The sequence below is a fragment of the Paenibacillus mellifer genome (genome assembly GCF_023195895.1).
GTDB lineage: Bacteria > Bacillota > Bacilli > Paenibacillales > Paenibacillaceae > Fontibacillus > Fontibacillus mellifer.
In genome coordinates this window covers 92,951-104,973 of sequence record NZ_JALPRK010000001.1, presented here as the reverse complement: position 1 = coordinate 104,973, position 12,023 = coordinate 92,951, and the positions used below count along the sequence as shown (strand labels likewise).

At 54.7% G+C, this 12,023-nt stretch carries 10 protein-coding genes; 3 read left to right on the top strand and 7 right to left on the bottom strand.

Going from position 1 to position 12,023, the window contains the following annotated elements:
* Nucleotides 1-18 precede the first annotated feature (18 nt).
* The 5 genes from xylF to M0651_RS00430 all read right to left on the bottom strand — a co-directional run bounded on the left by xylF (nucleotide 19) and on the right by M0651_RS00430 (nucleotide 6,548).
* Nucleotides 19-1,122 carry a D-xylose ABC transporter substrate-binding protein gene (xylF, locus tag M0651_RS00450; protein ID WP_248549901.1) on the bottom strand — a complete coding sequence of 368 codons (1,104 nt, stop codon included), beginning with the start codon at nucleotides 1,120-1,122 and terminating at the stop codon, nucleotides 19-21.
* 234 nt (nucleotides 1,123-1,356) lie between these two features.
* The gene (locus M0651_RS00445) at nucleotides 1,357-2,922 is read right to left on the bottom strand and encodes a helix-turn-helix domain-containing protein (protein WP_248549900.1); all 1,566 of its coding nucleotides are present in this window, start codon (nucleotides 2,920-2,922) and stop codon (nucleotides 1,357-1,359) included.
* Between the two features lie 23 nt (nucleotides 2,923-2,945).
* Complete coding sequence (locus M0651_RS00440; protein ID WP_248549899.1) at nucleotides 2,946-4,385, bottom strand: sensor histidine kinase; 1,440 nt, start codon at nucleotides 4,383-4,385, stop codon at nucleotides 2,946-2,948.
* Nucleotides 4,382-5,365 carry a sugar-binding protein gene (locus tag M0651_RS00435; protein WP_248549898.1) on the bottom strand — a complete coding sequence of 328 codons (984 nt, stop codon included), beginning with the start codon at nucleotides 5,363-5,365 and terminating at the stop codon, nucleotides 4,382-4,384. The genes M0651_RS00440 and M0651_RS00435 overlap by 4 nt, the downstream gene beginning before the upstream one ends.
* Before the next feature lie 199 nt (nucleotides 5,366-5,564).
* Nucleotides 5,565-6,548: a Gfo/Idh/MocA family protein gene (locus M0651_RS00430; protein WP_308195436.1), complete on the bottom strand. Its 984-nt coding sequence runs from the start codon at nucleotides 6,546-6,548 to the stop codon at nucleotides 5,565-5,567.
* A gap of 164 nt (nucleotides 6,549-6,712) precedes the next feature.
* Here M0651_RS00430 and M0651_RS00425 point away from each other — a divergent pair, with 164 nt between their 5' ends.
* Complete coding sequence (locus M0651_RS00425) at nucleotides 6,713-7,474, top strand: SGNH/GDSL hydrolase family protein (protein WP_248549896.1); 762 nt, start codon at nucleotides 6,713-6,715, stop codon at nucleotides 7,472-7,474.
* Nucleotides 7,475-7,509: 35 nt separating this feature from the next.
* Here the strand turns inward: M0651_RS00425 and M0651_RS00420 are convergent, their stop codons facing one another.
* Nucleotides 7,510-8,016 carry a CYTH domain-containing protein gene (locus M0651_RS00420; RefSeq protein ID WP_248549895.1) on the bottom strand — a complete coding sequence of 169 codons (507 nt, stop codon included), beginning with the start codon at nucleotides 8,014-8,016 and terminating at the stop codon, nucleotides 7,510-7,512.
* A 122-nt stretch (nucleotides 8,017-8,138) separates the two neighbouring features.
* Here M0651_RS00420 and M0651_RS24155 point away from each other — a divergent pair, with 122 nt between their 5' ends.
* Entirely contained in the window at nucleotides 8,139-9,926 is a 1,788-nt protein-coding gene (locus tag M0651_RS24155) for a methyl-accepting chemotaxis protein (RefSeq protein WP_248549894.1), read from the top strand.
* Between the two features lie 64 nt (nucleotides 9,927-9,990).
* Here the strand turns inward: M0651_RS24155 and M0651_RS00410 are convergent, their stop codons facing one another.
* A complete protein-coding gene (locus tag M0651_RS00410) occupies nucleotides 9,991-10,950 on the bottom strand; it encodes an alpha/beta fold hydrolase (protein WP_248549893.1) in 960 nt (319 codons plus the stop codon).
* 198 nt (nucleotides 10,951-11,148) lie between these two features.
* On the opposite strand from M0651_RS00410, the gene M0651_RS00405 reads away from it, so the two are divergent.
* On the top strand, nucleotides 11,149-11,928 hold the full coding sequence (locus M0651_RS00405; protein ID WP_248549892.1) for a Cof-type HAD-IIB family hydrolase: 780 nt from the start codon (nucleotides 11,149-11,151) through the stop codon (nucleotides 11,926-11,928).
* Nucleotides 11,929-12,023: the final 95 nt, after the last annotated feature.

The window sequence follows — 12,023 nt, the reverse complement described above, 5'->3', positions numbered from 1 at the left end:
GCTTTATGCTACATGCTTTTATTGCTTAGGCCATTGATCCTTCGGCACGTTTTTGTACACGTCTTCCAGTTTGTGGAACCCGTCTTCGATCACGACGTTCAGGCTGTCCTTGTCGACCGGAATCGGATCGAGCAGTACGGAAGGCACATCGATCTTGCCATTGTTGACGGTCTTGTCGGCTTTGACTTCCTCGCCTTTAGCAGCCGATACAGCCATTTCTGCGGCAGTGGTAGCAATCGATTTGATCGGTTTGTATACGGTCATCAGCTGGCTGCCTTCGGCAATCCGTTGAACGGCGGCCAAGTCCGCATCCTGCCCGGATACCGGGATTTTGCCAGCCATGCCTTGTGCCGTTAACGCCTGAATAACCCCGCCGGCCGTGCCGTCGTTTGCGGCAACTACGCCTTGCACGTCATTGTTGTTGGCGGTCAACGCGTTCTCCATATTCTTCAGCGCTTCTTCCGGCTTCCAGTCCTTGGAGAACTGATCGTACACGATCTTGATGTCGCCTTTTTCTTCAAGCGGCTTCAGAACGCTCATCGCACCTTCTTTAAACATGTGCGCGTTGTTGTCGGTGTCCGCGCCGCCGATGTAGACGATATTGCCCTTCGGCGCGGCTTCGGTTACGGCGCGGGCCTGGAACTCGCCGACCCGGACGTTGTCGAAGGAAATGTAGTAGTCGACATCCGAGTTTTTAATCAGTCGGTCATACGCGATGACCTTGATGCCTTCTTTATGCGCTTTTTCCACGATTGGCGCAGTAGCTTCGGCATTGTGCGCGATAACCACCAACACGTCAACGCCTTGCGAAATCAATTGTTCCGCTTGGCTCAACTGCGTAGCATCGTCTCCGTTAGCCGCGAGCACCTTCACTTCGCCGCCGAGCTCTTCGACTTTGGCGGTGAATAGGTCACGGTCTTTCTGCCACCGTTCTTCCTTCAGGGTGTCCATCGACATCCCGATGACGATTTTGTCGTCCTTGCCACCGGCCGCGCTGCCCGCATTGTTTTTCGTGCTCCCGCTGTTTGCGCTGCCGTCGGATACAACCCCGCAGCCCGCCAGGGAGGAAGCCAATAAAATGGCTGCCAAGCTTAACCGTACAAAATGACTGTGTTTTTTCACTATGCCTACGCCCCTTCTTTAAATAATCGTTTATTGATTACGCTTACAAAATCATCTTAGCACCGCCCCCATCCTTACGGTCAGGTCAAAGCCTGCACTTCTTTGTGCTGTGCCTGCACTCCCTTGCTGCGGGATGTAAAGGCTTTCATTAGCGCCGCTTTCACTGGATTTTTTTGTGCTGAAAACGCAAAAAAGTCCTTGTCTGGGACAAGGACCTGCACACGCATACGCTTCTTATTCGATTTGCTGACGATATTCGCTCGGGGTGATGCCAACGGATTTCTTGAACACCCGGCTGAAATAATTCGGGTCCTTATAGCCGACCTCATAACAGATTTCCTTCAAGCTTAAGGAGCGCTCGGCGATCAGCCGTTTTGCTTCCTCGATCCGCAGGCGAGTCAAGTAATCACTGAAGTTCTCTCCGGTTTGCAGCTTAAAAAGCTTACTGAAATAATACGGACTCAGATTCACGTATTCCGCTGTTTGCTCCATCGAAATGTCCTCCATGAACCGCTGGCTGACAAACAGGAGGGCCCGCTGCAGCACATGCGAGCGGCTGCGTTCTTTCCGCTCCCGCAGTCCGTCGATCCAGCCGCCAAGCCGGCGGAGCGCGCTCGAGCGCAGTGATGCCGGATCTTCGCAGGCGCTTAAGTCCTCAATTAGATCCGGGCCATCCCCCGCTTCCACGCCGCGGCTCAAATACAGGAGCAACCCGATCACGTCGCCGCGCAGACGTGGATAATGCCGCGGCTCAGCCGCCTCCAGGCGCTCGATCAGCTGGGCGAAGCGTTCGGTAACCTCCGGCTTGTCGTGCCGCAGCAGCGCATCGAGCAGCTTCTTCTCTTCGTCCAGCGGGATCGCCGGACGGCCCGAGCTTTCGGCGATATCATCGTAATGCCGGACGCTGACGATATCCTGTTCGTCCGCGCAGACACGCACGGCTTCCCGGTAGGAGCGGCTCAGCCCGTCCCAGCCCTCACGAATCGAGCCAATGCCAACCGAGAGCGTCAGCCCGAACCGCTCCTCCACCTGACCGCGCAGCCGTTCTCCCCATTCCAGCGCGATAACCCGCTGCGTATAACCCGGCCGTCCCCGCGGAAACGGGATAAACAACGCCATCTGATGGCCAACGACCGGGCTGACAATGCAGGACAATCCCGGCTTCACCGATTGCTTGACAGCGTCGTAAATCTCCTTTTTGGCCACCTGGAAGCTGGCCCATTCCTTCGGCGTGTGCTTCGCGAACGACAGCACCATCGCGTACCCCTTGCGCCACTGGAGGTTCAGCATCCCCGCCAATTGGTCGGCTTCGATCTCCTGAGCGTATTCCAGCATCAGCATCAGCGACAGCTCATTCTCCGCGAGCGGAAGCAGTTGGGACAATTTCTCCTGAAGAGCCAATTGCTCGTCCCGGGCACGCTTCGCTTCTTCGGTTTCGGCGATCAGACTCTTCAGCACGTCCAGCACCTCTTCCCGCCGCGCCGGCTTCAGCAGATAATCCCGCACGCCGAGCGCCAGCCCCTCCTTCGCATAGGCGAAATAATCGTGGGCGGTGATCATCACGACCTTGGCTCCCGGCTGCCGGGCCATAATTTCCCGCACGGCTTCCAAACCTTGAATCCCCGGCATTTTGATATCCATAAAGATAAAATCAGGCCGTCCCTCTTCCGCCAGCTGGATCGCCCGCCGCCCGTTCTCCGCATGAAGAAAACGGAACGTATCCGGCATCGCATGCCTGATCATCATTTCCAGGCCTTCCCGCTCCAACGCTTCGTCGTCCGCAATCAACAAAGTATACACCTTGGCTTCCCCCATTCCCCGTTTTATTCCATGCCCGTGCGAAGAGGTAGCGTAAACCTGACGGCCGTTCCGGCCCCTTCCTCGCTGTCGATGGCGATGTGTTCCTGCCCGTCGAAAAATAAATGCAGCCGTTTGAACACATTATGCGTGCCAAGGCCCGTCGATTGCCCTTTGCCTCCAAAACGCGGGGCCTCCTCGCGTACCGATTGCAGCAGCTTGTTCACCGTCTCGCGGTTCATGCCGACGCCATTGTCGCGGATTTCGATTTCAACCTGGTCCTCCTCGCCGAGGTGGATCGCCAGCTCCAGCACGGCCCCTTCCTCCATCTGCTCAATCCCGTGCACGAAGGCGTTTTCCAATATCGGCTGCAGGGTCAAGCAAGGGATCCTCCCGTCCAACGCGCGCTCGTCGATGTTGATCACGAAAGCGATCCGATCGCGGAACCGAGCCTTCTGGATGTTCATGTATTCGGTGACATGAGCCACCTCCTCGCGTAGCGGCACCGCCTGGTCGAGCTTCTGCAGATTATAGCGCAGCAGACGCGACACGGAAACGGCGAGATCGCTGGTTTTGGCGGCCCCCTCAAGGTAAGCCAGCTTAGAAATAGAGTTCAACGTGTTGAAGAGAAAATGCGGGTTGATCTGGCTTTGCAGCGTCTTTAGCTCCAGCTCCTTGACCAACCGATCCTTCTCCAAGTTGTTGATGTTCTCGGCCATCAGCTGCTGGATGTTGTCAATCATCCCGTTAAACGACCGGCACAAAATACTAATCTCGTCGTTGCTGTCGCTCTCCGGCGCTTTGGTGTCCATCCGACCCTTAGAAATCTGTTTCGCAGTCGCGACCAGTCGGCGGATCGGATTCGTGATGCTGCGTGACAGCCAAATTGCCAGCAGAATGCTAAAGGCCGCCGCAGTCACGACCAGCAGGATCCCCAGCTTGTTCAGCTTGCCGGTCGTGAACATCATATCCTCGTAAATCGGCTTGTATTGCTCCAACTCCAAGTCGACCAGCTCCTGGGCCTCCTCGCGGATAAAACGCTGGGTCTGCTCCGCTTCGATGTATGCCCCGGCCATCGTATCGGAATCCTCGTAGCTGATCTTCTCGATCATCGCCTCAGCCTGCTCCAGGAACGTATCGATCAGGTTGCGGTAATTCGCCAGGGCCAGGTCGCTCCCGCCGATCGTCTGGAGCCCGTCCAGATCAGACCTCAAGGTCTTCACAGCATTCAAGTGCTTCACGACTTCAGGCAAGCTTTCGGTATCCATCTGCATGATAAACCGGTTCATCGACCGCATATTCTCTCCTACTTCATAGGAGATTTCCTTATACAGCAAAATGCGCTTCATCATCAGGTGATAGCTTTCCTGGACGTTCTTTCCGCTTTGGAATAGAAAAAAGGACACCGAGCTCATAACCAGCACCAGCAGCGGAATAAACAGAAATAGCTTGCGGCGGATGCTCATAAGCTCTCCCCCTCCTCCACATTTCGTGCGTCCAGTACTTTCACTTCCGTAAAGTAGGCCTTCTTCAGTGGTTTTCCTCGGAAGTGCTCATAGAGTAGCCGAACCGCCGTATCCCCCATCAAAAAAGGCTGCTGTGCGACCGTCGCCTCGATCTCGCCCTTGCGGATCGCCTCCAGCGTTTCCTTCTGATTGTCGAACCCGATGATCGTCAGGTCGTCGCGGTTTTTGGCGGCTTGCAGCACGCCGAGGGCGTCAGTCGCGCTTGTGCCGACCATAATGTTGATCTCCGGATGGTTTCGGAGCATGTTGGCCGCTTGCTGGATCGCCTCCATATGAGAGATGTTCGAGCTGCGGACGTCGACGATCTCAAGCCCCTCGTGCTCGGCGACGATTTTTTTCAGCCCGTCCAACCGCTGCAGTTGGTTCGCAGCTTGATCGCTGCCAATGATCACACCGATCTTTCCCGTGCCGCCGGTTGTATCCACGACAAGACGGCCCAGGCGTTCGCCAGCGGCCAAATTGTCGGTGCCGACATAAGCCAGCCGCTTGCTGTCCGGCGCGTCAGTGTCGATCGTCACGACGGGGATGCCGCGCCGAACCGCCTTGTCGATGACCGGCGTGAACCGCTCTTCGTTCAGCCCCTGCACGATAATCGCATCGACGCGAGCGGCGATCGCTTTTTCCAACAAGTTCAGCTGTTCTTCCATGTTATTGCGCACCGGCCCCGTAAACTCGATGTCGATGCCGTATTTCTCCGCCGCTTCCGCCGCGCCCTTCTCCACCATTTCCCAATAGGGATGGTAACGTTCCTGTTCAATCAATACGATATGATAACGCGACTCGCCGCTCGCGGGCTGCCCTTGCAGCTCCTTGACGATGCTGCCGATTTTCCCGGAATAGCGGGCAAACCCGATAAATAAATAGACCAAAATAACGATGCAAATCATCATGCCGGCCAGCCATTTTTTGTCCTTGATCATCCTGTTCACCTCATCGATAATCCTATCTCAAGGGTGTAAACGGTTGCAATGAGAATTTTCTTCCTGACCTAACGGGATAATCGTCAAAAGGACCGGTCAGAGAAGGTCGCATCCTCCCCCCGTGGGGCGCAACAACAAATAATAACCCAAACCGGATTATCCGGCTTGGGCCCCGATCTAGCAGGTATTTACGTTGACTTTAAGCTTCGTCCGCCGGATATCGCAGGCCAAACTGGCGTCTCGTTTCCTCCATCAGCTCGGCGACGGCCAACGAACGGGCATGCGTATTGATCTGACTCTCCCGCTGTCCGCTCTGGACCAGCTCGATGAACTCCAGCGCCTCGTAATACATCGACTCCTGCGGCTGGGAGCGCGTCAGCTCCTCGGTCGTCCCGTCGCGGTACAGGATTTTGGCCTCATATGGCTGGTTGATTCGATCGATCACGATCGTCCCGTTCTCCCCCTGGATTTCCGTCGGTAAATAAGAGTCGGTAATCTTCGAATACATGATCACGCCGTCCATATCCGGGTACCGCGCGATCAGGCTGCCCTCTCCATCCACGCCCGAGGACAACATCACGGCGGAGGCCTGCACGGATTCCGGTTTACCGAAGAGCGTCACCATCGGGTAAATGCAGTAAATGCCGAGGTCCATCAAGGCACCGTTGGAAAACGCGGGATTAAAAGCGTTCATCACCTTGCCCTGTTTAAACGCGTCAAACCGCGAAGAATACTGGCAGTAACTTGAAAAATAACGCCGTACCCGGCCGATTTTGTACAAATTGTCATGGACTGCCCGGAAGTTCGGCATCAACGTTGATTTGAGCGCCTCCATCAGCAGCACATCGTTGCGGCGCGCCGCTTCGATCATCCGCCGGACCTCGGCCGCGTTGGAAGCCATCGGCTTCTCGCATAACACATGCTTGCCATGATCCATCAGCAAGATCGCCTGCTCCGCGTGTAGTGAGTTCGGGCTGGCGATGTATACGGCATCGATGTCGGTGCTGGACGCTAAGGCCACTAAATCGGTATACACCTTGGGGTCGCCAAACTTGGCCGCGAACTCCCTGCCCTTTTGCTCGGTCCGGGAGTAAACCGCCGTGAAGGCAAATTGCTCCGTTTCCAAAGCCGCCTGAATAAAACGCTCCGTGATCCAGTTCGTTCCAATCGTGGCGAAACGTATCAAAGTGATTTCCTCCCTTTGTTATGGTCGTTTTACCCGTATTCTCTCATTCCCTGTCACCCTTGTCCACTTTCGAACGCTAAACTAATTCGTTCCGATCGGTACAACTCACTTGCACTGGGCGCGACAACTAATCTACAATAGATGAAGAGAGAGGTGAGACTGTGAGCGACTATAGCAAATTTATTTTCAAAAATGAAATCAAGTACATGGTCAGTGGAGACTCCATATCGAAAGGCGTCATTTATGATGAACAACGCCATAAATACGTCGTCTTGGAGAACAATTACGTTTCGCTCTTACAGCAGAAGCTGAAGGGTGCGGTTCACAATACCGCTCGTTTCGGCAATACGTTGATGAAAGGGCTGACGAATCTCAAGAAAGACGTGGAGAAGGATAAGCCTCACATCGTATTGATCGAATACGGTGGCAACGACTGCGATTTCAACTGGAATGAAATTGCTGAACATCCCGACGCGGAACACAGTCCGAAGACCGATTTTACGTTATTTGAAAAGATGCTGACGGAAGCCATTCAATTCGTCAAGAGCCAGCAGATCGTGCCGGTGTTGATGAGCTTGCCCCCGCTGAACGCCGACAAGTATTTCAAATGGGTCAGCCGTAACGACCCGGAAGCGGAGCAGAACATTTTGAAATGGCTTGGGAGCGTCACGAAGATTTATTGGTGGCAGGAACGGTACAATTCGACGATCCTGAAAGTGTCGGAGATGACCAAGACCAAATTTATCGACGTGCGCGGCGCGTTTCTGGAGCATCCTGACTATACGAAATTCCTTTGCTCAGATGGCATTCATCCGAACGAAGACGGCCATCGGATCATTTGTGACAAAGTGCTTGAGTTCATCCGCAATAACTACCGCTTTTTGCTGCGAGACGGGAACGGCGGCGGCTTGGCTCTGGAGTAGATGAAGACGGAGATAAAGCGAAGAGACCTGGGGATTCAGGTCTCTTTTTTAGTGCGCTGCAAATCGCCCCATACCTTCTTGTTGCTGTAACGTTTGTCGGTGCTGATGTCAGGCCCAAACCAAGCCGGGGGTACGAAAGCCCTTGCTTCTTCCTCCGAGCCAAACTCAACTTCCAGCACGATAAAATCGATCTGATCGTAGACGTCAATTTCCACCGTAAGCTGGTTCCACTCTGCGGTCACCCGTCTTTTAGTAAGCGGAACCGCCTGATGAATCCCGGTGATTTGCGTGTACAGCCCCTCCGAAATGGACACCTCCACTTCCTCGCGAGACAAGCCAAACCCTCGTTTAAACGTATGCGTATAATGAATCTCTCCGGTACGTATATCCTCAATTCTGCGGACTCGCAGCTCCTGGTCCTCATGCAGAGCCAAATACGTCTGGTCGATCGCATGTTCCGACCGAACCACAAGCTGCCCCTCCCGAATCAGATGTTCCGGATACTCAGGCAACAGAAATTTGCGTTCAATTTCCAGCGGCAACGGAACTCCCCTCCTATTTTTACTTTCAGTAAACTTTCAGTCTTCATTCATATAGGATTCAGTCGTCCCATCTAGAATGAGTTACATCCATTATACGAGTACATAACTAGGGGGACAATCACGTGAAGCTCATCCAGAACCTAAAGATTGCCATGAAAATCCGGCTGCTTGCCTACTGTTTTTTTATTTTTCTATTAATTATCGGCTTGGTCGGCATCCGGCAAATATCCAGCGTCAATACCAAACTTGAGGAGTTAAACAACGCGCGGCTCGTGCCGATCGTAACCTTAGAAGATTTGAAATCCGACATGGAGGCGACGCGTACGCTAGCCAGCAGCTATATGGACGCCTCTGATGACGCTGAACGCACTTCTCTGACAGAGGAGATCACGGCAGCTCGTACCCATATCGACGAAGCGTTATCCGCATACACAGACGAAACCGAAAATGCGTTGGTGCAGCATGTATTTACTCAATACGCAGCCTATACCGCAGCGCTGGACAACTTCCTGACCGTGTTCCAGAACGGGATGACCGGCCCGGGCGGGCAACCCTCTACAACGGGCAGTGAGGCGGTAGAGACTTCCGCTATCGAAACCGCTGGAGAGGCAGGACAGCAGGGCGGGCCGCCGGAGGAAGTGACAGCCCTCGACGAATCCAAGGCCAAGCTGATTGAAGCGATGGAAGGCTGGATCAGCCAGCACATAAGCGAGGCGCAGCAGACCTACGAAGATAGTAAAGCCGTGTACCGCTCGACCTGGATCAGCATGGTGGTATTACTGGCGTTCTCCGCAATCATTACGCTGATTCTCGCTACGTTCATCATTCGCGGGGTCGTAGGTCCAATTGGTAAAGTAACCGCCAAGCTGAAGGAGATTGCTGAAAGCAACGGGGATTTGACCGGCCGAATCGATTATCGCAGTAAGGATGAACTTGGCGTGTTGAGTCAAAGCTTTGACGCATTTATCACCAAACTGCAGACCATCATTGGGGAAATCATCAACTCCACCGACACGATTTATTCAGCCAGCCGTCTGCTCAGCCGGGCTACCGGGGAGACGTCCTCTTCGTTGGAGAGCATCTCCGCCACCGTACAGCAGATCACGTCAGGCACGTCAGAGAACGCGGCCGTTGCCGAAGAGACGTCGGCAAGTCTGGCCGAAGTGGCTCGCTTCTCTGAGTCCACGGCCATCGCCAGCAAGAACACCGCCGAATCAAGCCAAGCGGTGGGGGAAGCTGCCGCCAGCGGCGCGGATAAAATTACGGAGATCGAGGCAGCCATGGGCGATATTGAATCGTCTACCCGCCTCGTCTCCTCGACGATCCGCCAGTTAAACGATTCCTCCCAGCGAATCGCCGACATGACTGCGATGATCACGGGGATCTCCGCGCAAACCAATCTGCTAGCGTTGAACGCGGCGATCGAAGCGGCCCGGGCTGGAGAAGCGGGTCGAGGTTTCTCCGTGGTAGCCGACGAAATTCGCAAGCTGGCCGATGAGAGCCGGATCGCCGCTCAGGAGATCGCCGACGTCGTCGCCGACAACCAAACCAAATCGGCGGCGGCCGTAGCTTCCGCGGAAGAGGTTGCCGATAAGGTACAAGAAGGCGTGGACAAGGCCTCTGACGCCAAGCGCAGCATCGGCGAGATCCTCACCGGCGTACAGGAGATTATCGGCCAGATCGCCCGCATCGATGAGGATAACGACCGCCAGGCGCAAAGCACCCGAGAAATGGAGAAAGCGATCGGCAGCATCGCCGTCGCCACGGGCGAAATCGCCGATGGGACGGAGCAGATCAGCGCCGGCATTCAACAGCAGCTAAGCACGATGAACGAAATCGACGGGACCGCGGACCAATTGTCCCACATGGCGCAAAAACTGCAGGATATGACCTCCGGCTTTACGGTGTAATCCCAGCTATATCATGAAAGTAAAAAGCCGTCCTAGGAGTTGCAAACTCCTGGACGGCTTATTTCTACAATCCAAGCATAAACTGGACGATCTTGTCTTGCATGCCCGGCAATCCTTCATGGCCGAAGTCCGGGAAGATCTCCAGCTTTTTCGGCGAAGGAATCGCATTATAGGCGGCAAATTGGGTGGATGGCGGACAAATCTCATCCATTAATCCAACCCCCATCAGCACTTCCGCTTGTATGCGGCTCGCCAGATGATGCACGTCGATATACCCCAGCTTGGCGAACAGCTCTTCCTCCCGCTCATGTTGCGGATCGAAGCGGCGGAAGTAAAGGCGAAGTTCTTCGTACGCGTTCCGAGCCAAGTCCATCTCCCACACCCGGCGGTAGTCGGACAGGAACGGATAGACCGAGGCTGCCCGGCGAACACGCGGCTCAAGCGCGGCGCAGGCTAACGTGATCCCGCCGCCTTGCGACCAGCCGGTTACGCCAACGCGGCTCTCGTCCACCTCCGGCAGATCCATGGCGATCCCCGTCAATTGTACGGCATCGAGGAAAATATGGCGGAACAGCATGTTTTGCGTATCCCCGTCCACCCCGCGGATGATATGGCCTTGCAGCGTATTGCCGACCGTCCCGCCGACATCCTCTGATTTACCGCCTTGACCGCGGCAATCCATTGCAAACACGTGGAAGCCCAGCGAGGCGTACCCCAGCTTCTCGCTCCAGTCGCCGGAATTTGCCGAATAGCCGTGAAACAGGACTACGGCCGGGGCGGGGCCTTCGAATTTCGCCGGACGCACATATTGGGCATGAATGCGCGCTCCCTTGACTCCGGTAAAATAAAGATGATAACATTCCACACCCGGCAGCTGATAGTTCGCCTTTTCAATCCGGACTTGGGGATCGACCGCGCGCATCTCCCGCAGCGCTACCTCCCAATACGCATCGAAATCCGGCAGCTTCGGGTTAATTCCTTTGTAGTTGCGTAATTCGTCTAAGGGCTTGTCGATAACCGGCATTGATCTCTTCCTCTCCACAATAAGGTTTGATTTCACCGTCCGGCTTGACTGCAGCCGCAGTCGCCGGGCCATCGCTCACAGTATAGCTTGACAACGCTTTCTGTACAAGAGGAAGGGAGATTATGACCGGATTTGCCTTGCATGGTACACTATCTTTATAGATAAATAAAAATGATGAACGGATAGGAGTTATCTCAAATGAACAACTACAAAATCGTTTTCTTTGACATCGACGGCACGCTGGTGAACGAGGACAAGCAGATTCCGGAGGATACGATTCAGGCCATCGCAGAATTGAAAGCGAACGGCATCGAGCCGGTCATCGCGACCGGGCGGGCACCGTATTTTTTTGAGCCGATCGCGAAGCTGCTGCACATCGAATCCTTCGTCAGCTTGAACGGCGCTTACGTCGTATACCGGGGCGAGCCGCTGTTCCAGCGCACCTTGCCCCCGCAAAGCCTCCGGAAGCTGGTTGAACTGGCTGGAAGCCATCAACATCCGCTTGTATTCCAGGGACATGAGCGTTACTACGCTAATACCGATACCCACCCGTTTATCGTCGAATCTATCGATTCCCTTAAGGTAGAACATCCGGGTTTCGATCCCGAGTTCTGGAGTAAAGCGCCGGTGTATCAAGCCTTCTTGCATAGTGAAGAGCAGGATGAATCCCTGTATGAAGGGCAGTTCGACGACCTGCGCTTGATCCGCTGGCACCCGAAGGCCATGGATGTAACGATTCGCGGCGGCTCCAAAGCCGTAGGTATCGAGGCCATGCTAGAACGTCTTGGCATCTCCCTTGCCGAGGCCGTAGCTTTTGGCGACGGCTTGAACGACAAGGAAATGCTGCAGGAGGTTGGCCTGGGCATCGCCATGGGCAATTCCCATCCGGACTTGCTGCCTTACGCCAATTACGTCACCGCCTCCGTGGATGAAGGCGGAATTCGCCAAGGGCTGCGTTATGCGGGATTGATTTCCTAAGATTCGCAAAAAAATTTGGATAACAAGTGAAACATCTCTAACACTTCCTGCGTCAAAGGGTTAAATCAAACCGTATCCGGGAGGAGGGAATTGAT